Source organism: Microcoleus sp. AT3-A2 (assembly GCF_036705685.1).
GTDB lineage: Bacteria > Cyanobacteriota > Cyanobacteriia > Cyanobacteriales > Microcoleaceae > Microcoleus.
This window is the reverse complement of the sequence record NZ_JAUBVF010000025.1, coordinates 1-23,803: the sequence shown is the minus strand read 5'-3', so window position 1 is coordinate 23,803 and position 23,803 is coordinate 1. Positions and strand designations below refer to the sequence as shown.

The 23,803-nt window shown below is 46.6% G+C and carries 18 protein-coding genes; 8 read left to right on the top strand and 10 right to left on the bottom strand.

The features are described 5' to 3' along the window. Positions 1 to 5: 5 nt before the first annotated feature. The 3 genes from QUB37_RS15790 to QUB37_RS15780 all read left to right on the top strand — a co-directional run bounded on the left by QUB37_RS15790 (position 6) and on the right by QUB37_RS15780 (position 3,207). On the top strand, positions 6 to 608 hold the full coding sequence (locus QUB37_RS15790) for a Uma2 family endonuclease (RefSeq protein WP_333163514.1): 603 nt from the start codon (positions 6 to 8) through the stop codon (positions 606 to 608). Positions 609 to 617: 9 nt separating this feature from the next. Further along, positions 618 to 1,790 (top strand): lipid-A-disaccharide synthase, encoded by a 1,173-nt coding sequence (gene lpxB, locus QUB37_RS15785; protein ID WP_333163512.1) that lies wholly within the window; start codon positions 618 to 620, stop codon positions 1,788 to 1,790. Between the two features lie 136 nt (positions 1,791 to 1,926). Beyond that, complete coding sequence (locus tag QUB37_RS15780) at positions 1,927 to 3,207, top strand: DNA cytosine methyltransferase (protein WP_333163510.1); 1,281 nt, start codon at positions 1,927 to 1,929, stop codon at positions 3,205 to 3,207. A gap of 134 nt (positions 3,208 to 3,341) precedes the next feature. Here QUB37_RS15780 and QUB37_RS29855 read toward each other — a convergent pair whose 3' ends face one another. After that, positions 3,342 to 3,509: a hypothetical protein gene (locus QUB37_RS29855; protein ID WP_445251246.1), complete on the bottom strand. Its 168-nt coding sequence runs from the start codon at positions 3,507 to 3,509 to the stop codon at positions 3,342 to 3,344. A gap of 185 nt (positions 3,510 to 3,694) precedes the next feature. On the opposite strand from QUB37_RS29855, the gene QUB37_RS15775 reads away from it, so the two are divergent. Together QUB37_RS15775 and QUB37_RS15770 are read left to right on the top strand one after the other, a co-directional pair. Beyond that, complete coding sequence (locus tag QUB37_RS15775) at positions 3,695 to 4,039, top strand: BON domain-containing protein (protein ID WP_333082559.1); 345 nt, start codon at positions 3,695 to 3,697, stop codon at positions 4,037 to 4,039. Positions 4,040 to 4,282: 243 nt separating this feature from the next. Then, positions 4,283 to 4,654, top strand: a complete 372-nt coding sequence (locus QUB37_RS15770; RefSeq protein ID WP_333163507.1) for a DUF4278 domain-containing protein — start codon at positions 4,283 to 4,285, stop codon at positions 4,652 to 4,654. Positions 4,655 to 4,773: 119 nt separating this feature from the next. Here QUB37_RS15770 and QUB37_RS15765 read toward each other — a convergent pair whose 3' ends face one another. The 6 genes from QUB37_RS15765 to QUB37_RS15740 form a co-directional block, all read right to left on the bottom strand. Beyond that, positions 4,774 to 5,955 carry an RtcB family protein gene (locus tag QUB37_RS15765; RefSeq protein WP_333163505.1) on the bottom strand — a complete coding sequence of 394 codons (1,182 nt, stop codon included), beginning with the start codon at positions 5,953 to 5,955 and terminating at the stop codon, positions 4,774 to 4,776. Between the two features lie 325 nt (positions 5,956 to 6,280). Beyond that, positions 6,281 to 9,505, bottom strand: a complete 3,225-nt coding sequence (locus QUB37_RS15760; RefSeq protein ID WP_333163503.1) for an efflux RND transporter permease subunit — start codon at positions 9,503 to 9,505, stop codon at positions 6,281 to 6,283. 668 nt (positions 9,506 to 10,173) lie between these two features. After that, positions 10,174 to 11,118 carry a GDP-L-fucose synthase gene (locus QUB37_RS15755; protein WP_333163501.1) on the bottom strand — a complete coding sequence of 315 codons (945 nt, stop codon included), beginning with the start codon at positions 11,116 to 11,118 and terminating at the stop codon, positions 10,174 to 10,176. Positions 11,119 to 11,523: 405 nt separating this feature from the next. Continuing rightward, positions 11,524 to 12,555 carry a GDP-mannose 4,6-dehydratase gene (gmd, locus tag QUB37_RS15750; protein WP_333163499.1) on the bottom strand — a complete coding sequence of 344 codons (1,032 nt, stop codon included), beginning with the start codon at positions 12,553 to 12,555 and terminating at the stop codon, positions 11,524 to 11,526. Between the two features lie 225 nt (positions 12,556 to 12,780). After that, positions 12,781 to 13,512 (bottom strand): sugar transferase, encoded by a 732-nt coding sequence (locus tag QUB37_RS15745; protein WP_333163497.1) that lies wholly within the window; start codon positions 13,510 to 13,512, stop codon positions 12,781 to 12,783. Between the two features lie 243 nt (positions 13,513 to 13,755). Then, positions 13,756 to 14,922: a glycosyltransferase gene (locus QUB37_RS15740; protein WP_333163495.1), complete on the bottom strand. Its 1,167-nt coding sequence runs from the start codon at positions 14,920 to 14,922 to the stop codon at positions 13,756 to 13,758. Between the two features lie 301 nt (positions 14,923 to 15,223). Here QUB37_RS15740 and QUB37_RS15735 point away from each other — a divergent pair, with 301 nt between their 5' ends. Then, positions 15,224 to 17,332, top strand: a complete 2,109-nt coding sequence (locus QUB37_RS15735; protein WP_333163493.1) for an iron uptake porin — start codon at positions 15,224 to 15,226, stop codon at positions 17,330 to 17,332. Between the two features lie 467 nt (positions 17,333 to 17,799). Here QUB37_RS15735 and QUB37_RS15730 read toward each other — a convergent pair whose 3' ends face one another. Both QUB37_RS15730 and QUB37_RS15725 read right to left on the bottom strand, forming a co-directional pair. Next, entirely contained in the window at positions 17,800 to 19,563 is a 1,764-nt protein-coding gene (locus QUB37_RS15730; RefSeq protein ID WP_333163491.1) for an NFACT RNA binding domain-containing protein, read from the bottom strand. A 551-nt stretch (positions 19,564 to 20,114) separates the two neighbouring features. Beyond that, positions 20,115 to 21,668, bottom strand: a complete 1,554-nt coding sequence (locus tag QUB37_RS15725; RefSeq protein WP_333163489.1) for an NAD(P)/FAD-dependent oxidoreductase — start codon at positions 21,666 to 21,668, stop codon at positions 20,115 to 20,117. A gap of 243 nt (positions 21,669 to 21,911) precedes the next feature. On the opposite strand from QUB37_RS15725, the gene QUB37_RS15720 reads away from it, so the two are divergent. Then, entirely contained in the window at positions 21,912 to 22,496 is a 585-nt protein-coding gene (locus QUB37_RS15720; protein ID WP_333163487.1) for a hypothetical protein, read from the top strand. A 42-nt stretch (positions 22,497 to 22,538) separates the two neighbouring features. Here the strand turns inward: QUB37_RS15720 and QUB37_RS15715 are convergent, their stop codons facing one another. Then, complete coding sequence (locus QUB37_RS15715; protein ID WP_333163485.1) at positions 22,539 to 22,733, bottom strand: tetratricopeptide repeat protein; 195 nt, start codon at positions 22,731 to 22,733, stop codon at positions 22,539 to 22,541. Positions 22,734 to 23,084: 351 nt separating this feature from the next. Between QUB37_RS15715 and QUB37_RS15710 the strand changes: the two genes are divergently transcribed. Further along, on the top strand, positions 23,085 to 23,744 hold the full coding sequence (locus QUB37_RS15710; protein WP_333163483.1) for a hypothetical protein: 660 nt from the start codon (positions 23,085 to 23,087) through the stop codon (positions 23,742 to 23,744). The last annotated feature ends 59 nt before the right edge of the window (positions 23,745 to 23,803 follow it).

The following is a 23,803-nucleotide window of genomic DNA, read 5'->3' as shown; positions in this document are numbered from 1 at the left end:
GCCCGATGAATGTATATACTTCAGTCAAATCTACATCCCCTGAAACAGAACAAGATGGCTGCATCAGGTTCTCAGATGTTAGTTGGGAGCAATTTGAAGCGATAGAAGCAGCTTTTAAAGATGTCAGAGGTGTGAAGTTTTTCTATCTCGATAAAAAACTGCAAATTATAACTGTCTCGCCCGAACACGAAGTAATCAAGAAAACTCTCTGTATGCTGCTAGAGGCATATATGAGAGCAAATGGGATTCGATTTTACGGCAAGGGCGGCCCGACTCTAGGTAACAGAGAATTAGGCGGTAGAAAAGAGCCAGATGATTCTTATGATATAGGAACGCAAAAAATAGTCCCAGATATTGCTATTGAAGTGGTAATTACCAGTGGCGGGATAAATACTCTACAATTCTACAAAAGATTGGGCGTTCGGGAAGTCTGGTTTTGGCAAAATAGTCAGTTATCTATCTATTACTTAACAGGTGAAAATTATGAGCAGGTTGCCAAGAGTACATTCATTCCAGATCTGGACTTAGAATTACTGCTACGCTGTGCTAATATGCCCGATCAATATGATGCTGTTACCGAGTTATTAGCAAACATCTCACCTGTATAAATTCAAAATATGAAAATTTTTATCAGCACTGGTGAGGTTTCGGGCGATTTGCAAGGAGCTTTGTTAGTTGCAGCCTTAAAACGTTACGCTGTCGCCGCTGGTTTGGAGTTAGAAATAACCGGATTGGGCGGCCCTCGTATGGCGGAAGCGGGTGCTACGATTTTAGGTGATACTTTGGGCATTGGTTCTATGGGCCTTATAGAATCAGTGCCGTACATTTGGCCCACAATCAAAGTTCAGCAAAAAGCTAAACAATATCTCAAAAACTTCCGCCCGGATGCTGTTGTATTGATTGATTATTTGACTCCAAATCTCGGTATTGGCAGCTATATCCGTCGCTGTTTGCCTGATTTGCCCGTGGTTTGGTACATCGCACCTCAAGAATGGGTTTGGTCGATTTCTCCTCGCAATACTGATCTGATTGTCAGTATTTGCGACCAACTTTTGGCAATTTTCCCAGAGGAAGCTAGTTATTATCAAAAAAAAGGAGCCCAAGTGAGTTGGGTCGGTCATCCTTTGGTGGATAGAATGCAATCTGCGCCCAGCCGGGAAGTTGCCCGCAAAACTTTGGGAATTTTGCCGGAACAGGTGTCGATCGCCCTAATTCCCGCTTCCAGACACCAAGAAATCAAGTACCTGATGCCGGTTATATTTGAGGCAGCTCAAATTATTCAAGCTAAATTGCCGGAAGTTCATTTTTGGATTCCGCTTGCTAATAAAGCTTTTCGCAGCAAAATCGAACAGGCGATCGAGAATTACGGTTTGCGGGCTACTTTGTTAGAAAATCAAACTCTGGAAATCTTGGCCGCTGCCGATCTGGCGATTACTAAATCTGGTACTGTTAATCTGGAGTTGGCTTTGCTGGATGTTCCGCAAGTTGTCCTCTATCGCGTCAGTCCAATTACGGCTTGGATTTTTCGCCATGTGCTGAAATTTTCGATTCCTTTTATGTCTCCGCCCAATTTGGTGCAAATGAAGCCGATCGTCCCGGAGTTGCTGCAAGACGAGGCGACTGCGGAAAATATAGTGAACCATGCACTGGAATTGCTGCAAAATGCCGATCGACGCCAGCAAACTTTGGCGGGTTATCGGGAAATGCGCGAAAGTCTCGGAGATGTGGGTGTGTGCGATCGGGCCGCTGCGGAAATAATGAAAAATGTCAAATTAAATACAGCTTATTAAAGCATTTTTCGTATTGAAAGGTTATGTATAAACCCGGTTCCTTTGTGGCTGGATCGTAGACAAACCCACGATTTATTACCAGAAACGCGGTTGATTTCCTTAAGTTCTATTAAAGCAACTTTTTTATTGAAATGTTATGCCAAGCAATCGGAAAAAGCGACCGATCGCTGTTGATTTATTTGCAGGCGCGGGCGGCATGACTCTGGGCTTTGAACAAGCAGGTTTTGATGTACTTGCATCAGTCGAAATTGACCCTATTCACTGCGCCACACACGAGTTTAATTTCCCGCTGTGTTCTATTCTGTGCAAAGATGTCACACAGCTTACGGGCTCAGAAATTCGGAAAAAATCGGCGATCGGGCGGCGCGAGATTGACGTAGTAATCAGCGGTTCGCCCTGTCAAGGATTCTCGATGATGGGCAAGCGCGATGTGGATGACCCACGAAATTCTCTAATTTTTCACTTTCAGCGCTTAGTTTTGGAGCTAAAGCCCAAGTTTTTTGTAATGGAAAATGTGCCGGGAATTGCATCAGGAGAACACAAAGAACTCCTGAATGTTTTAATTAGCTCTTTTCTGAAACGGGGCTATAAAGTAGAAGAAAATTATCAAGTTCTCAACGCTGTTCACTATGGAGTGCCGCAAGCTCGCAAACGATTGTTTTTGATTGGGTGCAAAGAAGGTTATGAGCTACCAAAATACCCTCAGCAAACTACTATACTGCCGAAAATTAAAATTCCTAAACGCTATAAAAAAATTAATTTACCTGCTGTCCCGACAGTTTGGGATGCGATTGGAGATTTGCCGGAAGTGGAAAACTACAGCGAGTTGCTGCACCGAGATTGGGTGATGGCGGAGTACGGAAAGTGCAGCAATTATGCGAGTATAATGCGCGGAATTGATGGTTTGGATGATGATTATTCCTACGATCGCGAGTACGATCGACAAATCCTCTCTTGTAGTTTACGAACCAAACATTCTCAGGAATGTATGGAAAGGTTTCATGCTGCCAAACACGGCGAAAAAGAGCCGATCAGCCGTTTTTACAAGCTTCACCCCGACGGAGTTTGCAACACTCTCAGGGCCGGAACCGACAGGGCGAGGGGGGCTTATACTTCGCCGAGGCCGATTCACCCGATCGCCTCTCGGTGCATTACAGTCAGAGAAGCTGCGCGACTGCATTCTTATCCTGACTGGTTTAGATTTCACGTCACAAAATGGCACGGTTTTCGCCAAGTCGGAAATTCTGTACCACCGCTACTGGCGAAAGCTGTCGCAGCGCAAATTATTAGCGCTTTAGGGGTGACAGCCTTTAAGCCGAGTCTCAAGCTGACATGGGGAGATGATTCCTTGCTTAAACTGAATTGGTCGGAAGCAGAACAATATTATCTAATATCAAATCCGTTAGCATCGGAATAGTAAATTCGAGTTGACTGTTCACTGTTCACTGTTGACGCCGTGCACAGTCAACCGTCAACCGTCAATATCATGTATGAGTGTAACCGGAAATGATATAAAAAGTTAAGAATTAGATTTACAGCGTATATGCAGGACTACCCCCAATTAAGCGCAGGGCAAAGTCCCTGTATCAGCGATCGCACTTCGATGACCAGCACAAGATGTCCTGGGTAGTTAAACAAACCGGGAATGTAATCCGGCGCGCTGTGCAGTTTGTTCAAGGTAAAAGTGGGAACTATTTCGACTACTGGTCTGCAATCCAAGGCGTAGCGATCGTCCTATACATAAAATAGCCAAATCAACATCTAGATATCAGGGTAAATTTGAGATTGTAAAAGTCTGCCGGAAAACATTGTGAGAAATTTCACTGAGTTTTGCAACAATTACAAGTCTTTTGGACTTCTAGAGCTATTGTGTAAAAAGTGTATTTTCAGGAGACTCAACTACTATGGGTTGGTTTAAAAGACTGTTCGGACTCGAAAAGCCTGCACCCCAGGCTGAACCGATGGCACAAGTAGTACAGCAAGCAGCACAAGCGCAATCCATCGCTCCTGCGAAAGTCGGCCCAGACGGAAATTTTGACGAAAGCGGCTTAGCGAAGCGGGTTGCTTTAGCTTTTGACGCCGATGCAGAAGTTGCTGATATCGAGACTGTTTATGTGGCTCAGCTCAGCAGCACCGTTGTTCTCAAAGGTCAAGTTCCGAGTCAGGAAATTCTCGACAAGTTGGTGGCGATCGCCTCTGCGGAAGAAGGTGCCACAAACGTGCAAACCGATCAGGTGACAGTCGGCTAGTTCTTCCCAAGCGAAGCAGTTTCGCTCCGGGTGCTGCTCGAATTAGTCAAAAACTCGATTAAACCCGCTGCGGCGGGTTTTTTCTTGCCGTCTCCCCCCTCCAAATATTAATTTTTGTAAATAAAGCGGATTCATCTCAAAAAACCGTATAATTGAATACAGAAACTAAAAAAGTTTTAGCCAAAAAAACCAACCCTGACCTGACTGCCCTTTTTATCTCCATAAATATAAGGATCAAAAAATATGAAACTCACTTATCGCGGTTCAAACTACGAGTACGACATTCCGACAGTTGATATGGTCGAAGGGGAAGTCGCGGGCAAATACCGGGGGCAAAACTGGAACTATCGGTATCCGAGACACATTCCCAACCCCAGAAAATACGGCGGCCCAAACTATACCAAAAAGCGAGATGCTCAAGCTGGCGATCGGGATGTCGCAGCAGCTAACGCCCCAGGGGCGGTTAAATCTTACCCAACAGTTATGGAAGTGGCGCAAGTGCACCGGGCGAATCTTTGCAATATTCTCGATCGTAGAAAGGAAGCAGCCAAGGCCAAGGGCGATGAAACACTGCTGCGCTTGCTAGAAATTGAGTCGAGACAAATGGTGTGTTAGAGAAAAGCTTCAGAAAACAAAGCGTTTGTCCAGAGGGGGAAATCGAGTTAAGCTCAATTTCCCCCTTCTTCCCATAAAGCACTTTCCAGGTAAGTGAAGTACAAATAAACCAGTTTCTGTCAACCCTTGACACAAACCACCTGCTTCAAAGTCGCCACAACTTCCACCAAATCCGACTGCTGACTCATCACCTCATCAATCGGCTTATAAGCCCCCGGAATTTCATCTAAAAATTGCTCATCTTTGCGGCACTCAACCCCCTCAGTCTGCCGCACCAAATCATCGAGAGTAAATACATTCTTCGCTTGATTTCGAGACATCAACCGCCCCGCACCGTGACTGCAACTACAGTAACTTTCAGCATTTCCCTTCCCTTTAACAATGAAAGATTTCGCCCCCATCGAACCCGGAATAATTCCGTAATCCTCTACATCCGCGCGCACAGCACCCTTGCGAGTCACATACACATCTTCGCCAAAATGCACCTCTTTTTCCGCGTAATTGTGGTGGCAATTCACCTCTAATAACGGCTTAACAGATTTGCCACCCGCGACGTGCTTTTCCACAATTCGCTTAAACCGATTCATCATCACATCGCGATTAAAACGAGCATAATCTTGCGCCCACTGCAAATCGTGCCAGTAAGCCGCAAACTCCCGCGTACCCGCTACAAAATAAGCCAAATCTTTGTCAGCCAGATTAATTTCTGCCAGTTTAGCTAAATCTTTAGCCGTCTCTATATGCTGCTGTGCGAGCAAATTTCCAATTCCGCGAGAACCGGAATGCAGCATCAGCCAAACAAAGTTTTCAGTATCAACGCAAACCTCAATAAAATGATTGCCGCCGCCGAGGGAACCCATTTGTTTTAAGGCTTTATTGTTTTGGTGCTGCACACCTTGATGAAGTTCCTTAAATTCACCCCATCCTTGCCAGTTGGTGACAGTTTTTTCTACTTCCTTGTTTTCGGAAAATCCGACAGGAATTGCAGCTTCGATATCGAGGCGAATTTGTTTGAGTTTGCCTTCTAATTTTTCAGCCTTGAATGGCATTTTAATCGCAGCCATCCCGCAGCCAATATCCACGCCCACAGCAGCGGGAATAATCGCTTCTTTTGTGGCAATTACTGAACCGACTAAAGCACCTTTTCCTAAATGTACGTCGGGCATTAGTGCGACGTGTTTGAATACAAAGGGCAAAGATGCTACGTTTGCGGTCATCTTGGTTTCTTTTTCGCCCAGGGCGTGATTTGCCCAAGATAGCACGGGTTTTGGGGCTGATATGTCTAATTTTTCGTAGGGCATTTTTGTTTAAGTTGGTTTTGCAAGTTAGGCTGTGTAGTATATACTGTAGTATAAATAATTTCTAATGTCAAATTCACCTTACTGGCTGATTTTATTACGCTGCGTCAGCTTAACATCAAATGCAGCACCGATATTTTTGGTAAGTCCGACAGTCCGACAGGGAATGAATTCCCTGTCTCATAGCAAAAGTCCTCTGAAAGAGGACTGAAATCGATAAGGCTTTCCCTCACAATCAGCAGTCGGTTAAAAACCGACTTTCGCTTTGAGGCAGGGGTTTAAACCCCTGCCGAATTGCGTCGAAGTGCGTATTTGCTGACGCTACATTTTACAAATTCGGAGTCTTTCTCCCCACCTTCTGCACGGGAATAGCCACCGCCTGCGGCTTCTTCTTCGCTGCAAATATTCCGAAGAAATCGTGCAGCAAAATATAAAAACACGGAATAATAAACAGCGTCAGCATAGTCGCCAGCGACAAACCGGAAAACACCACCACACCCAGCGGTTGCAAGAATTCCGAACCGTCTCCAATGCCCAAAGCTAGGGGAAATAAACCCAAAACTGTGGTAATAGTTGTCATCAAAATCGGACGCAAGCGCTGAGGTGCCGCCCTGAGAATTGCTGTTGTGCGATCGACCTTTTCGTCTTCCAGAATTTGGTTCGCCAACTCCACCATAATAATCGCATTATTTACCACAATTCCCACCAGCAAAATCGCCCCCACAATCACCGTTGCGCCGATCGCAGTTTTAGTCGCATACAGCCCGAAAATCCCCCCAGCCAAAGCCAGCGGCACCGTTAACATAATCACCAGCGGATCGACAAGCGAATTGTACTGCACCGCCATCACCACAAATACCAAAAACGCCGCCAAAGAACCCAAAACAATCAGCGAACTTTGCAATTCCCGGTTAGTTTCCGCCGCCGAACTAGGTATCACTCGCACTCCCGGCGGTAATTTGATTTCCGACAAAACTGTATCCACTTGTTGCAAAGCAGCGCCCAAACTCGCCCCCTTATTAACATTCCCAGCAATCATGAAAACTTGGCGCTGGTTAAGCCTTTGAATTTCCCCAGGGGCTTTTCCCAGTTCAATATTCGCTACATCGCTCAAGCGGATAATGCTGTTATCCCTAGCAGTTAAAGGGATAAATTTTAGTGCGGAGATCGATTGAACAGCAGCGCGATCGAATTGTACCCGCACATCAACCAAACGGTTTCCCCGCTGCAATTGCGTAGGAACAGAACCTTGAATAGCTGTCTGAATCGCCTCTCCAATTTGCCTCGCATTCAACCCGTATATTTCTGCTTGTTCCCAGTTGGGGCGAATCTGCACTTCCGTTTGCTGCGGGTCGGCATCCGGGCGAAAAGTAGCTAAATTTACCTTCTGATCCAAAGTTGCCAATATCTCACGGCCAGTTTGCTGCAATATTTGTTCGTTTTCGCCCTGAAGCAGGACATCAACTTCCGCGCCGCGCACTGGCGAATTAGTTAAAACTAAACCCCGCACATTTTCTGGATTCAGGCGCAAACGAGTATTTTTGGGCAAGTCAATTTTTTTGTTCAATTCTTGCGTAACTCGCTGCACAAAATCCAATGTATTGGTGCCAGGTTTCAGCGTAATGTTGCAGCCGCCACGCAGCACATTCTCAACCGTATTGTTGCCGAATAACAGCCCGCCCACCGTCGTCAAAGTGTATTGAGTTTCTGGTTGGCTGAGGATAATTTTATCCGCTTCGGCCATGATTCTTTGGTTGGTTGCCAAATTTGTGCCTGCAGGAAACAAAGCGAACAATCTCGCTTGACCGGTATTAATTCTGGGCAATATTTCCTGGGGTATTTGACCAGCCATCAGCCAACTGCCGCCGCCCAATCCAATAATCGCTACTGCAATGATAATCAACCGCCACCGCACTATGCCCGATAAAAATTTACCGTAACCGGCGGTAGCATTGGTAAAAGCTCGATCGAATGCGCGCAGCGGCCAAAAGTTGCTCAAACCGCTGGATACCCGCAGCGCTAGCAGTCGAGAAGCCATCATCGGTACAACTGTCAATCCGACAATCAGAGAGGCGGCGACGGAAAAACTGATGGTGAGAATTAATTCGTTGAAAAGTAAGGAAACTAAGCCGCCTATTAGCAAAAATGGCAGTACGGCAACTAAGTTAGTGATGGTTGAAGCAAATAAAGCTGATTCTAATTCTTGGCTGCTTTTTTCTGCTTGCTGCATCAACTGCTTGTTACTTAAGCGCTGACCGTTTGCACTGTTTTTATTGCTGGTTCCTTCGACAATATTCTCCAGCATGACGATCGAGTTATCGACCACAATTCCCACACCCAGTGCCAAACCGCCCAAACTGAAAACGTTCAGAGATAGGCCAAAAACTCCCATCAGGATAATCGCCATTAAAGTTGCGAGGGGAATTGCCACGACAATAATCAAAGTTTGGCGAAGGGAAGCGAGGAACAGCAATACAGATGCCCCCGCTAAAACAGCCCCGGTTAAACCAGAAAATAGGACGTTGCTAATAGAATCGCGGATGAACTTAGACTCGTCGAAGGTATTGACGATAGTCGTGCCTTCGGGAATTGCCCCGGATGCTTTTAATTCTTCTAGCCGCTTTTTGATGCCATCTACAACTGAGATTGTATTCGCGTCCGGCTGCTTTTGAATGCTAATTTTTACGGCGGATTTCTGATTGAGAAATACTTTAACTCGTTCTTCTTCTGTACCGTCAATTACCTGAGCAAAATCGCGCAAAAACACTCGTCTGGGCGGATTAGAACCCGATGCTTGAAACGAAATTTCCTGAATTTCTTTTGCATTCCGAAACCGCCCCACAGTGCGGGTTAAAGGTTCCGCAGCTTCTTGCCGCAGCCGCCCGCCGGAAGTGTCGAGGTTGCGGGATTCCAGCGCTGATAAAACATCGGAAATACTGACACCTAAAGATTGCAAGCGATTTAAGTCAATATTTACTTGAATTTCTTCTTGCACGCCGCCGGCAACGTCAATTGCTGCTATTCCAGGAATTACGTTTAGTTCTCTGGATAATTCTTCGTCTGCAAATACGCGCAAATCAACTCCTTGCAAGGAGTCGGAAGTGAGGGCAAATTCGTAAATCGGCTGCTGGGAAGGGTCAACCTTGAAGAGTCTGGGGGATTCAACGGTATCGGGAAGTCGGTTGCGGATGCGGTTGACAGCGGCGGTGGCGTCGTTGAGGGCCTGGTCGATGTTGCCCCCCGGTTTGAAGAATAAATCGACGCTGACTTGTCCTTCGCGAGTCCGGGAGAAAACTTGGATAACGCCTTCAGTGGCGGAAAGTCCTTGTTCGAGTGGGCGGGTAACTTCGTCTATTGCTACTTCTGGGGAGACTCCGGGGGCGTCTAAGCGCACGCCGATGCGGGGATAGGTGATGGATGGTAGCAAGTCAACGGGCAGTTGGGTGATGTAGAAAAAGCCCACGATTATAATAGCAAGTGTCAGCATGAGGGTGCCGATGTGGCGACGAATGGCGGTCGCGCTAATGCTGAAGCCGGGTTTGTCGGGGGTCATTTGATTTTAGATTTTAGAATTGAAAAGTTTACTCAGTCAGTCAGCCTGCAAAGGAATGAATCGCGGGGCTGGCGACCAAATTGTTTTCGGTCAGGCTTTATTTTGTATAGGGAGTGAGAGAATATTTACGCTCTGCACCTGACCAGTAGTATAATAAATTTTAATAACTTGTGAAAAATGTTTTTTTGAATATTCCTTTAGAGGTAGTCGATCGCCCAAAACGCAGATTGGCATAAGTTGCGATCGGCTTTTTTATCGATCGAAAGCAATTGCGATTTACCGCCCGGAGTGGGGGCGGGTTTACTATATTGTTGGTCTTACCCACAGATTGTTTGTAAAACCCGCCCTTCCATTCTTATTCGGCGTTGCTGATTTACGGTATGAAAGGCTAAATATGCCGCGTCTTCCGTACTTAGTGTGTTAATTTATCGAAAATTAATGGCATAATTTTTTACACCGCAAGGGTTTCCGGTCTTACTTGAGTTAATTTGGAGGCATTTTTTCCTTCGATTCATACATAGCTTGAGTTTTAACTACTTAAACTAATCGTTTGGTACACCAAGTAAGGGAGAGCCAGCTTTACTAACAAGTTCTTTCTGCTGATTTACTTCCATTCACCATCTTTCCTAAAAAAACCCGGTTTCTTCAAGAAACCGGGTTTTTCACACTCAAACTGCGTGTTTTCGATACCAATCAATCGTATTTCTCAATCCTTCCTTAAACTTCACCTCCGCAACAAAACCAAACTTTTCCTTAGCCCTTTGGGTATCCAAACAGCGGCGCGGCTGACCGTTCGGTTTGTCTGTTTCCCAAACAATTTCACCCTCAAATCCCATCAATTCGCAAATGGTTTCCACTAAATCGCGAATTTTAACTTCGCTATTCGTTCCCAAATTAACCGGGTCAGATTCACTGTAATCTTGCGTTGCCATCACAATTCCTCGGGCGGCATCTGTGGAATACAAAAACTCGCGGCTAGGGCTGCCGTCGCCCCAAACTGGCAGTGTTTTGTCTCCCCTTTCTTGGGCTTCGTAGACTTTGCGAATTAATGCGGGGATGACGTGGGAACTTTTCGGGTCAAAGTTATCTTCCGGGCCGTACAGATTTACTGGTAGCAAGTAGATACCATTGAATCCGTACTGCTGGCGGTAGGATTGCAGTTGCACTAATAAGGCTTTTTTGGCAATTCCGTAAGGTGCGTTAGTTACCTCTGGATAGCCGTTCCAGAGGTCGTCTTCTTTGAAAGGAACTGGGGTTAAATTGGGATAAGCGCAAATGGTGCCGACGCAAACAAATTTTTCGACTCCTGCTTCGTAGGCGGCGTGGATTAGTTGCGCGCCCATCATCAAATTATCGTAAAATAATTCAGCGGGTTTGACTAGGTTTAAGCCGATGCCGCCGACGTGGGCGGCGAGGTGAATGATAATATCTTGTTTGTCGGCGGCGCGCTTACAGTTTTCCATAACGCGGAGGTCGCACTCGCGCGATCGAGTCACCGAAACTTTATCAGCATCGGCCCCTGCTTTCACTAACTGGTCGATTACCTGACGGCCCAAGAAACCGGCGCCGCCCGTGACTAGAATGCGTTTGTTGGTTAAATCCAAGCTGGTCATAATTTTAGCCTCGGGATTTTGAATAAAGGTCGATCGACAATTTCAATTCTAAAATACTTGCTTTAGCCAAAAAAAGCTTTCAGCCACTGCAGACGCTTAGCAACAAATCGGTTTTAACTGCCGCAGATAGGGACAATCCGATCCGTCCACACCCTAAAGTTAGATTTATGGGCTGCGAGTCCTCAACTATCTTTTTAATGTTTTTGTTGGCCCGCACATCCCAAAATTTGGTCAGCAATTAAGCTGGTTCTTTGAATACCGATCGCGCTAATAGTTGTAACAATCCTCCGATCGTTTGTGAACGGCGTGTAGGGGCAATTTCCCCGGTGCGCGCCTTTGGCGAATGGGGGCATAGCGGGGTACTACCCCTACAAATTGTTCGCAGTGACGATCTACTTTTTCGGCTCAATCAAATCCGTTGCCAGAACCTCTAGCTTGCTGATCGAGAGCTTTTATGTCAGCATCTACCATTAAATGTACTAACTCCTGAAAAGTTACAGAAGGTTCCCAATTTAACTGTTGGCGTGCCTTAGTCGAATCACCAATCAACAGTTCGACTTCTGCAGGACGCAAGTAGCGTTCGTCAAACTCCACATATTTTTGCCAATCTAAATTGACGTAAGTAAAAGCTAAATCGAGAAATTCCTTAATGGAATGGGTCTCGTTAGTAGCAATGACATAATCGTCAGGCTTGTCTTGTTGGAGCATCAGCCACATCGCCCGCACGTAGTCTTTAGCATAGCCCCAGTCCCGCTTGGAATCGAGATTGCCCAAGAAAATCTTTTTCTGCTTGCCGGCGACTATTCTGGCAACGGCGCGAGTAATTTTGCGAGTTACAAAAGTTTCGCCACGGCGGGGAGATTCGTGATTGAACAAGATGCCGTTGCAGGCAAAAAGTCCGTAAGATTCGCGATAATTTATTGTTTGCCAGTGCCCGTAAACTTTGGCGCAGGCGTAAGGACTTCTGGGATAAAAAGGAGTTGTTTCCTTTTGCGGAACTTCCTGCACCAAACCAAACATTTCCGAAGAACCTGCTTGATAGAACCGCACTTCTATGCCGGTGCGGTGCTGATAGTCCCGAATTGCTTCTAGCAGCCGCAATACTCCCATTCCTACTGCGTCAACCGTATATTCCGGCGAGTCAAAACTGACTCGAACGTGAGATTGAGCGCCTAAGTTATAAATTTCTACCGGCTGGACTTCTTCCAATATCCGGCGGAGAGTGGTGCCGTCCGTCAAGTCGCCGTAGTGTAGAAACAGGCGCGCACCCTCGTTGTGAGGATCGACATAGATGTGGTCAATTCGATCGGTATTGAAACTAGAACTGCGGCGGATAATGCCGTGAACTTCATATCCTTTCTCTAACAGTAATTCGCTCAAGTAGGAGCCGTCTTGACCTGTAATACCTGTTATTAGCGCTCGCTTGCGTTGCGTCATCTGATTTTCCTTTGACAGGCTGTGTTAATTCACAATAAATTTTTTGGCAGAGGCTGTTGCTCGCTGCCGGCCGTATTCTCAAACTCTACGGTAACTCACAATTCTCCGATCGGCATCAAGGAACTGTTTAGTTTTGACAAAGAGTTTGTCGCTTGCTGTCAGTAGTCAGCATCAGTGGCCAGTAACAAATAAAACTAACTACTGATTGCTGACTGCGGACAAAAATTAATATGCGCCGTTATTTTTGGGAAAAATCACAACTCCAATTGTTTTGAAAAGAATCCACATATCCATCCAAAGGTTTTTGTCATTTGCGTAATAGAGGTCGATTTGGACTCGGCGAGGATAGGGAATGTCGTTGCGACCAGACACTTGCCACAAGCCTGTAATTCCAGGTCTTATGGTGAGAATTTTGTTGATGTGACGGCCGTATCTCGGCAGTTCTTCTTCAACTAAAGGTCTCGGTCCGACGACGCTCATATCTCCTTTTAAAACATTCCAAAACTGGGGAAACTCGTCTAAACTGGTCATTCGTAAAAATCTTCCAATCCAGGTAATTCGAGGGTCTTGTTTCAGCTTGAAATTGTCCTCAAACTCTTGACGCAAATGCGGAGAATTTTCCATGATTTCCAGCAATATATCGTCCGCATTTTCCACCATCGTTCTGAATTTAAGGCAATAAAACCTTTTACGGTTTTTGCCTACTCGTTCCTGTACGTAAAAAATAGGACCGGGCGAGCTTAAGGCGATTAAGAAAGCCAAAAGCAGGTAAACCGGAGCAAACAGGATCAGAACCGATAAGGAAAACAGGATGTCGAATAACCGCTTGAAAAGTTCTCCGTCGAGGCTCTGTAGAGAACGACTTATGCGTCTATCTCCTTGCAGGACAGACCCAAAACCGCGTCTTGCGATCGCTCGAATTACCTTGCCGGAGATTAGTTGGCTGTCGGCAGTCATCTTACTCCTTCACTTCACACCACACACAGTCCTGATCATAAAGCCTCAAGACGCTTTGTTCTCTGAATTATGTTTCCAATACTCAATTTTCTGCCTTCTGAAGGCTTCAAAAGGCAGAAGGAAGAAGGAAAAGGGCTTCTGGCGGCAGAAGGAAGAAGGCATCAGGCACCTATCCAGAGGCCTTCTGAAGGCACTTATACAAAGGCAGAAGGAAGATTGTCCCGCTATGGGGCTCTGGCACTCTCAAGCCTCAGACTCAGTAAAATCACGGGAGTGAAATTCCTGATAGCAGCGTTCCACAAAAGCTAGATAGCGCTGCCCAAAAACTTCGGAGGCAAACTGTTCAGCGCGCAACCTGCAGATTTCTGGCTCAAATTTGCCTTGCAACTGCTCAAATTCCTCGACAGCCTCGACTAATGCTGCTGCGGTTTGGGAGGAAAAAAATAAACCAGTCCCAGTCTCTGGGTGTTGGCGAATGTCGAGGACTGTCTCCAAAGCGCCCCCTGCTGCATAGGAAATTACCGGCGTTCCGCAAGCTTGAGCCTCTACCAAAGCTATGCCAAAATCTTCGCAAGCTGCATATACAAAGGCTTTCGCCTCTGCCATGTACTTTTCCACTAGGGAGGCGGGCTGCCAGCCGAGCACTTGCACGTTGGGTTTGGCGATTTGCCGAATCATTTCTAATTCTGGCCCGGTGCCGATGACAATTAGAGTATGCCCGAGTTGATTGAATGCTTGGACGATCGCACTTACGTTTTTGTAACTTACCAACCGACAAACTGTGACGTAAAAGTCTTGTTTTTGCCGCATCAAGGAAAATCGCTCGATATTTACCGGCGGATAAATCACCTGGGCCCGCCGCCGATAGCACCGCCAAATCCGGCGCGCAGTGTGTTGAGAGTTAGCGATGAAATAATCAACACGATTGGCTGCAATTACGTCCCACTGCCGCAGTCGATGCAACAAATATCGCGTCAGCAGACCCTGGATGCCCCGTCCGGCTTTGCTGCTACGCAAATAGTCAAAAGTTAAGTCCCAAGCGTAGCGCATGGGTGTGTGGCAGTAGCAGACGTGCAGTTGCTGGGGACTGGTGAGGATGCCTTTGGCGACGGCATGGGATGATGAGAGGATGATGTCGTATTCTCGCAGATCTAGTTGTTCGATCGCGATCGGCAGAAATGGCAGATATTTTTGGACACCGCTGCGGGCTCCGGGAAAGTGCTGCAAAAATGTTGTGCCAATCTGTCGGCCGAAAAGATAGCTTTCGGGATTGGCTGATTCAAAGTCGATGAGGGCATAGACATCTGCCTCGTCTACGTGTTTGAGGATTTCCTGCACTACCAGTTCTGAACCGCCAGTAGCTAAGGGCGTCAACCATTCGTGAACTAGGGCGTATTTGAGTTTTTTCACTTGTATTTGTAGCCGATCAAACGATTTGTTAGCGCCAGTGCTGTCAATATTAGTCTTACTGAGGGATCACTTACGCAATATCCAGCCATCAACCAGGTTTCTAGGTAGGTATCTAGGTCAAACCAAGAATTTTGGGAATAAACGGAGTTTTTGTCCAATCAACCACAGCAAAACTGCACTCTCCGGCAGTGATTTCCCAGATTGTTGACAATTAATACTATTAGGCTCAATACTGAGGGTGATTTGCGATCGCCTAAATCTTCGGAATCGGCGATCGACCCTAATGTGGTGTGAGGAAAAAATGTCCAAGTTTTTGTGGAAGGGATTTTTAGTTAGTCCGGGTGTAGTGGCAGCAAGTTTAGTCATATCTTCGACGGCGCTAGCAGAGCAACCTGTAGAAATTGCCACGGCAGCTCAAACTGATAAATTGCAATTAGCAGTTGCTGCAACCGAGGCAGCCAAGTCTGAAACGGCCAAGCCTGAGACAGCCGAATCAGCGTCACTAGATAGCAACTTGACTGTTGAAACTATTGAGAAAGAAAGTGCGAACCTCTACGAGGGCTTTCCTTCGGATCGCTTCGCTAACGCTAACGATCCCATCGCCCCAGTTGCCGAACACGCAAAAACACCGGAAGTTGCAGCAGCAGATTTAGGCGAAACCAAACCCGCAGTCGCGCCCGCAAATTTAAGTCCCGAACAACCTGTCGCGGAGCAAATTCCCGCCGTAGCGCCCGCAAACTTAAGCGAAACGCAACCCCCCGCACCACTGCCTAATTTAAACGCAGAAAAATCCGCCGCACAGCCCGATCAGATTTCGCAATCGACTGATCCAAGTGCCAAACCTCAAGCACAGTCGAATGTTTTAGAACAAATCAACCAATACAGCGCCGAAGACAGTAGCAGTGAAGATGCGGCCGGCCAAGTAACATCTGTGTCGCAACTTTCCGACGTTCGACCCACAGATTGGGCGTTCCAAGCTTTGCAGTCTCTAGTAGAGCGCTACGGGTGCATAGCTGGCTATCCTGACGGCACTTTTCGCGGCAACCGGGCGATGACTCGCTACGAGTTTGCAGCAGGTTTAAATGCGTGTTTGGATAAAGTTAGCGAGCTGATTCAAGGCGGTTCCAGAAATCTGGCGACGCGAGAAGATTTGGCTTCTGTGCAAAGGTTGCAAGAAGAATTTGCGGCGGAATTGGCAACTTTGCGCGGCCGCGTCGATGCTTTGGAAGCGCGCACCTCTGAATTAGAAGCAAATCAGTTTTCGACTACGACTAAACTCAACGGCGAAGTGATATTTGGTTTGGCGGGTATCGCCAGGGGAGAGGATGCTGAAGGTAACGATGCCGATAAAGCGACGGCTTTTGGCAGCAGGGTTCGTATCAATTTCGACACGAGTTTCTCTGGAGAAGATTTGCTGAGAACTCGACTGCAAGTTTTGAATCTGGGTTCGTTTTCTACTAATAATACGAAAACCGCTGAAGGGGAATTGCGGTTTAATGCCGGGCCTTTTGGCGAGGCTAGCAATACTGTAGGTTTAGATGCGCTGCTTTACCAATTCCCTCTCGGCAAAAGCACTACTGTAATTCTAGAAGCCAACGCCGGCGCTGCTGATGATTTTACCAACACTGTCAACCCTTACTTTGACGGAGACGGCAGCTACGGTGCTCTTTCTAACTTCGGTACTCGCAACCCGATTTACTATTTAACTGGTGGTTCTGGCATCGCTCTGCGGCATCAGTTTGGGGAAAAACTGGAACTGAGTTTGGGATATTTGGCCGGCAACGCCGCGAGCCCGACGCGGGGAAATGGTTTGTTCAACGGCTCTTACGGCGGTTTGGCTCAGTTGACTTTCAAACCGAGCGAGAGCATGGCTTTAGGTTTAACTTACGTTAACTCCTACAACTTCGTCACCGGTACCGGCAGCAATGCTTCTAATTTCCCGGCGCGTCTAGGTTCCTTTGGGTTCGACAGCGATAGCACTCTGCCAGTTTCTAGCAATTCCTACGGCGCGCAAGCTTCGTGGCAGTTGAACCGGAGATTTGCAATTGGCGGTTGGGCGGGTTACACCAACCAGCGCATTTTATCCAACTTTGCTACTCCTACGGGTTCTGTGCAGCGGGGCGATCAAAAAATCTGGAACTGGGCCGTTACTTTGGCTTTTCCCGATTTGTTGAAAGAAGGAAATGTGGCGGGGATTGTGGTAGGTATGGAGCCGCGGGTGACGAGTTCTACTAATCGGACTTTGCCGGAAGATAAGGATACTTCGCTGCACGTTGAAGGTTTTTATCAGTTTAAGTTGAGCGATAATATTGCTATCACTCCTGGTCTGATTTGGCTGACTGCTCCCGACCACAATAAGAATAATTCTGATTTGGTGATTGGGGTTGTTAGAACGACGTTTACTTTCTAGGAGCAGCACTTGGGGATTTTAGATTTTAGATTTTAGATTTTAGATTTTAGATTGGCAGTTTTCATCTAAAATCTAAAATCGCCAATCTAAAATTGTCCGAGCTTGGGTTTAATGTTTCAACAAAAACGACCAGCTTTAGCTAAAGCTGGTCTGCACAAATAGTTAAATCCGTTGTGTTCCCACAGTGTTTTTCTCACAGTGAGGAAATCCAAGTTGCACGTTTCTTTGCAAATGGTTCTCAAACAAATATCATCTCTCTTAAGTGGTATTTTAACAACAAAATTTAATTGTTTGTAACAAGACTTTACATTACAGTGGAATATTAATTGTTAGGGGTATCGCACTTTTTCTTACTTTGTATAAAGTAGCAGGGCTTCAAAAGCCCGGTTTTTGTGTGGGTTTCTGGCTACCAAACCTGTTATTTTGCCTAAAAACGCCCCTCAGTCATTTTACGCACTTTGTATAAATCAAGCCGGAGCTTGCTGCGGTCTGCCCCAGACAATTCGCTCCTGCTTGTATACAACCATACCCGGTTTAGCACCTTTCGGCTTGTATACATATTTCGGTTCTGTATAAACCACGGGGACTTGTTCGCTGTGGCGGGCGCGACTGTAGTAAGCAGTCATGTCGGCGGCAAATTGCAAATCGGTTTCTTCAGCCACAGTACCGGGTTTGAGACGCAGCAAAGCGTGACTTCCGGGAATCTCTAGGGTGTGGAACCACAAGTCGTAGTCGTTGGCGGTGCGAAAAGTGAGTTGGTCATTTTGGCGGTTGTTGCGCCCGATTAATAATTCAAAGCCGCTGGGGGTTTGGTAGCGGTGAAATTCGATCGCAGCATTTTTGTCGGTACTGCGGTAATCTGGTACGTCTAGATATTTTTGCTGGATCAGTTCTTCGCGGATTTCGGCGAGGGTTTGCAAATCTTGGGTGTTGCGGTAGGTTTCCAATACTGAAAGTGCGACTTCAACTTGTTCTAAATAGTCGATTTCTTCCTGTACGGCTGCTAACAAAGGTTCTACTGCAATGCGGGCTCTTTTAAGTTTTTGGTGTTTTTTGTAGATTGCTTGAGCGTTTTGAACTGCATTTTTTTCCGGGTTTAGGGGAATAGCAACGGGTTCCTCGGTTTCAAAGTCTGGGAGAGAAATTGATTTCATTCCTGGTTCCCAATGCTGCAAATTTGCCATCAGCAAGTCGGCTTGGGATTTGTGGGTGTCGGCGTCTGCTGATTGCTGCAAGCGTTCTTTAAATGTGTTGGCTTTGAGGCGCAGTTTTGCCAGGACGGTGTTGAGTTTTTGGGTAAGCTGATGCCGCAGTTGGGCAAATACTTCTTGATTGATTTCGCCTGTGTAGTAGCTGTTAAGTATTTCTTGAACCGAAGAGAAGGAAGAATCAGAGGGCGGGCACGGGGGCACCGCCCCTACATTGTGATTTTCTGGTGTCGGCCAATCGATGACGGTGTAACCTTCGGGGGTAAAACTTGGGTGAAATTTGGAGTTTTCTAGGCATTGCAGCCAGTATAGCCAGCGCTGGAATAGTTGCTGCCATTGGTCGGGATTGAGGCTGTCGGTGGATTGTTCGGGGTCTAAAGAAGCCGATCGAATCATTGACAAAACTAAGGCTTTACTCATCCCTCGGTAATTCTTCAACAGATTGCCCTTTAATTGCCCAGGAACCAGGCTAATTCGTGATTGCCAGCGGTTTTGAGATTCACTCAAACTCGGCACTGCATCGGTCAAAGACGGGGGCATTTCGTAGGGCTGCCCGGTTTGGATGGGACGGACGGTGGACTGTTTGGCGCTGACTTGGTGGGCGCAGGTGACAACGAGGTTGTCTTGGGCGGTGAGGATGACGTTGCTGTACTTCCCCATGATTTCCGCGTAGAGATGCCAGAGGGCGGGTTCTCCGGGGCGTTTGGCGAATTGCAAGTCGATGACTCTTTCCCAGGATGCAACGGGGGCGATGGAAACTAAGGCTAAACCGCTGAGTTGGTGCCGCAGTTGTTCGCTGAAGGTGAAGGTGTCGGGAATGCGGGGCGGGGGGTCGCCGACGCAGATGCGGGCGGCCACAGGATGCCAGGAAAGGTCAATCCAGCCGCGCCCTTTCATGGTGCGGAGGGCTAGGGACACGGTAAATCGATCGCGCTGGTAGACTTGTTCTAAGCGCGCTGGCAGCCATTGGGCTCGCAGTTCGCTGCAAGCTGCGGTTAAAGTTGTAAAGTCTACGGGTTGCACGGTGGCCTCTTTGCGATCGAACTATCTATTTCTATGCTGACAGATATCGGTCACATTTTACTAACTATAGCCTTTCTCTGTAACATGAGGTGGACGCTGGATAAGCGGGGATAGGGCATAGGGCATAGGGCATCGGGCATAGGGCATACCTCACCAAGATTGAGAACTGCTGTATATACAATTATTGTTTACTCTTGCTTCGCGTCCTTCGCTATGAAAGCGCTTCCATAATTCCGTTAACAAATAATATCAATTACGGTTGCATTGGAATGATTTAACCGCAGAGAACGCAGAGTCAGAGAACAGAGAACAGAGAGATGAATACAGGACGATGAAGGGCGGATTTGATATAACAAATAACTAATAAACATTTCCTAAAAAGCAGGTTTTGAACAGGCAGGATGCCTGTTTCACAATAATTATGGGAGATGTCTAATAATATCAATTCCGGCTGGATCGAAATGATATCAAATCAGTCAACAGTCAACAGTTAACAGTCAACAGTCAACAGTCAACAAGCACCGAGGGTGCAACCGGAATCGATATAACAACTAACTAATAACTTCCCGAATCAATTGCAAATGTTTGTACAAAGGTGCGATCGTATTGGCCGCGATCGCACCGCTAGCAGCCACAGCGGGCAAACCAATTCCCGGAAACGTCGAATCTCCGCAGCAAAACAGCCCCGCTAAAGGCGTTGTCGGGCCCGGAAACAAGCCGCTGCCCGCCCGAATTCCGGGCCCGTAGGAACCGCGATGGCGGCGCAAAAACCGTTCGTGGGTGAGGGGTGTCCCAACTAAGGTGACTTCGCAGCGCGATCGAATATCGGGGATAATTCTCTCTAAGGCTTCCCACATTACCTCGGCGCGCGCTTGTTTTTGCCGCTTGTACTCTTGGCTGCTGCGATCAAGCTTTTGCCACAAATCGTAAGGCTCGTTTCCGGGCGTATATGCGTGAATGACGTGCTTTCCCGGAGGCGCGAGGTCGGGGTCGAGGAGGGAGGGAATCGAGACGAGAACGACGTTCTGAGGGGCATAAACGCCTATTTCCCAGTCTTTGACGAAGATGTAGTGACAAGCCAAGTCCGATCGCACTCCGGCAGCATCAATTCCCAGATGCAGGTGCATGAAGCTGTCGCACTCGGGCGTCGCCTGCCGCTGTTGCCGAAACCTTTGCGGGACACAGGTTTCAGGCAACAGTTTCAGGGTATCCCAAACGGATGCGTTGGAGACGACGGCTTTGTGCGATCGAATAATTTTGCCCGATCGCAGCCGCACGCCCGCAGCCCGGTTGTTTTCCACCAAAACTTCTGCAACGTGGGAATTTAGCAGCAACTGCCCTCCGTGGCGCTCTAAACCGCGTACCAGGGCATTTACCAAAGCTGCACTACCGCCGATCGGATAGTCCAAAACTGCATTGGGGCGATACCAGTCGGCGAACATGAAAGCGACTTCGGCTGCGATCGTTCCGTCGGCGGGAAGTCCAGACAGCAGGAAACACAACAAATTCAGCCAATTTCGGACAAACGGATCTTTGACATTTTTGTCCATAATTTTGCTGAAAGGGCCTGCAAGTGCGATCGCGTCGCCAGCACTTTGCAGGAAAGCCGGCGCAAATTGACCGAGGGTAAAAATAGCGCCCAAATCGAAGCGCAAAGCCAGGGAGGGCAAGGCTATGGCAGCTTTGGCGTAGGGTTCCATGATGCGCTGGAGTTGCTGCCATTCGGCGACTGCTTCGGCGCCACGCATTTGTGCGAGCACTTCGCCAAATTGACTGGCACCAACGGATGTGTCGAAATCGCCTTCTGGCAAACAGCAACCCCAGGTATCGTAGGTGATGCAGGGGAGTTTTTCGCCGATCGCATCCAAAACTTGCCGCAGCGGATTGGCAGACGGGCTGTAGGATAATCCTGAGTACAGGGATGGCCCGGAGTCGAAGCTAAATCCGTCGCGTTCAAAACCGTGTGCGGCCCCGCCCGCGATCGAATGGCTTTCGCAGACAATCACGTCAAAGCCATATCTGGCAAGCAGTGCACCGCAACTTAAGCCGCCAATGCCGCTGCCGATGATGATGATTTCTGTGTCTGTGGGGGCGATCGCAACCATGTTTTTCTCCGCTACTTCAGCTAATATTATCAATGTCTTGCAGCTTTAGGACTTAGGCCTTTAACAGATGCGATCGTCCCTAGCCCCCCTTAATAAGGGGGGGACAAGAAGCAGTCAAAGTCTTTGTTAACAATGGCTGGTTCAGAAGCATTCAAAGTCAACCCCTACTCCCCTTCTTAAGGGGGATTTAGGGGGATCTAGACTCAGCTACCACCCTTAAAATACAAATCTGTATATTATTAAATGGAAAATCTATCTATTCTAGAACAAGCTGCCAAATCTACTTCTAAACCATCTCCCGACGCTGTAGTGGCCGCCCTCCTAGAAGCTGAGAAAAACGCGAAAAAAAACAAAATTCGCTATTCTTTCGAGCAATTAATCGGCAACTGGCAACTCTGCTTTATCACCGGCACAAAAAAGACTCGACAAAAAGCGGGGATTGTTTTGGGTGCGGGACGTTACATCCCTCAGTGGATTGCGAAAATTCAAATTGCTTATTCGGCCGAATCTGTTGCTGAAGGGGAAGAGAATAGCGAAATCGGCAGGGTGGAGAATTCTGTGCAAGTTGGGGCGATCGAACTAACTCTTTCGGGGCCGACTAAGTTTTTGCCTAATAATATTTTAGCTTTTGATTTTACCAGAATTACGGTGAAATTGTTGGATAAAACTGTGTATCAAGGATTTATTCGCGGTGGAGAAGCGCGGGAGGCGGAATTTTTTAGTTTGAGTGTGGGGAAGCAGGCATTTTTTGCATATTTTCTGGTAGAAGATGGGATAATTGCCGCTAGAGGAAGGGGCGGCGGCTTGGCTTTGTGGGCAAGAGTTTAGCGGCTCTTAATTGCCTGCAATATAGCAGGGAAATAACTTTATTTATTTCGGAGTTTTGGGGATATTTGTTCTGCTTGGCGGTTGACTTCTATTGTTTACTGCATCAATATTACTCAAAGTCGTAGCTTCCCGAATGCGATCACCAACTTGTCGCAGAATTGGTAAAGCTTGGTTAAAATATTTCAATGCTTCTTGCGGCTGGGAAATGGTGTCGTACACTAAACCAATATTATTCACAGTAGCAGATTTCCCCTGCGATCGCCAAAGGTATCGACTGCGATTAATCTTGATTGTTATATCCTCTGTTGGTAAGCAGTTCTAGTATTTCGACTAGGGAATTGACACAGAGCCAAATCATGAACTATATTAGAGACATGGATGCAGCAGAAATGCTCTAAGCATGACATTTCGTTACACACTCTAGTCGAGGAAATTCCGGTAAAGACGTTCTGAATAGCAAAGTTTATTTTTTTCAGAAACTATTTAAATAGTGTTTTTTATTTGAGGGTTCCTCTAATTTATTATTTCAATAAATTTGTGGATATTAGTATTTAGTATCGAAATGCAAAAAACTGTGAGAGTTATTCAATGACTGATATCCAGGAAAAACACTACAGCCAAATGATGTCTTTCATCGCAAGAAATCGATGGTTATTTAATGAAAAAGTAGAGAATAATTGTCAGCGAATTGATGTCCAGAATGGCAAGTTTACTAATTGTGTGAAGGTTTATGGAACAGGAACCATCCAGATTCAAGGTTCTGAATCCAAATTAAGGGAGGCACTGCTCAAAGCAAAAGAAGCAATTGAAAATGAGGAAAGCCTTGGAGATATGCTTCCTTTTGAGATTGAGCGATTTCCCGAACTTTTAAAGGAAAGAGTCCCTGCTATAGATCCTGTAATTGTCCGATTTATTGAGGAAGCCATTATTACATTGAAAGCAGGCTCTAACTTAGGTTGTGCTTTCTTGCTTGGTGGTGCATCTGAAAAAACGATTTATTTATTAATAGATGCCTCTAAAAAAGCTATTAAAGACGAAACATTAAAGAACAAATTTGTATCTAGAACGTCGGGAAAATTTATATTTAAAATTTTTGATGAATTCAAGCAATCATTTAAGAGTTCCAAAAATAAACCTCAAGGTTATGGTTGGACAAACGATATAGAAATCAAAATTGAGCAAATATTTCAATTTTGTAGGATATGTCGTAACGAAGCAGGACACCCACACCCATTTGTGACAAGTTAAGAAAAAGTGCAAATTGTCAAGGGGGTAGACCAAAAAAGGTAAAATAGGATGAAACCTTT

Coding starts and splice junctions, on each gene's coding strand:
- QUB37_RS15790 (WP_333163514.1), top strand. CDS start 6: ATGAATGTATATACTTCAGTCAAATCTACATCCCCTGAAACAGAACAA.
- lpxB (WP_333163512.1), top strand. CDS start 618: ATGAAAATTTTTATCAGCACTGGTGAGGTTTCGGGCGATTTGCAAGGA.
- QUB37_RS15780 (WP_333163510.1), top strand. CDS start 1,927: ATGCCAAGCAATCGGAAAAAGCGACCGATCGCTGTTGATTTATTTGCA.
- QUB37_RS15775 (WP_333082559.1), top strand. CDS start 3,695: ATGGGTTGGTTTAAAAGACTGTTCGGACTCGAAAAGCCTGCACCCCAG.
- QUB37_RS15770 (WP_333163507.1), top strand. CDS start 4,283: ATGAAACTCACTTATCGCGGTTCAAACTACGAGTACGACATTCCGACA.
- QUB37_RS15765 (WP_333163505.1), bottom strand. CDS start 5,955: ATGCCCTACGAAAAATTAGACATATCAGCCCCAAAACCCGTGCTATCT.
- QUB37_RS15760 (WP_333163503.1), bottom strand. CDS start 9,505: ATGACCCCCGACAAACCCGGCTTCAGCATTAGCGCGACCGCCATTCGT.
- QUB37_RS15755 (WP_333163501.1), bottom strand. CDS start 11,118: ATGACCAGCTTGGATTTAACCAACAAACGCATTCTAGTCACGGGCGGC.
- gmd (WP_333163499.1), bottom strand. CDS start 12,555: ATGACGCAACGCAAGCGAGCGCTAATAACAGGTATTACAGGTCAAGAC.
- QUB37_RS15745 (WP_333163497.1), bottom strand. CDS start 13,512: ATGACTGCCGACAGCCAACTAATCTCCGGCAAGGTAATTCGAGCGATC.
- QUB37_RS15735 (WP_333163493.1), top strand. CDS start 15,224: ATGTCCAAGTTTTTGTGGAAGGGATTTTTAGTTAGTCCGGGTGTAGTG.
- QUB37_RS15725 (WP_333163489.1), bottom strand. CDS start 21,668: ATGGTTGCGATCGCCCCCACAGACACAGAAATCATCATCATCGGCAGC.
- QUB37_RS15720 (WP_333163487.1), top strand. CDS start 21,912: ATGGAAAATCTATCTATTCTAGAACAAGCTGCCAAATCTACTTCTAAA.
- QUB37_RS15710 (WP_333163483.1), top strand. CDS start 23,085: ATGACTGATATCCAGGAAAAACACTACAGCCAAATGATGTCTTTCATC.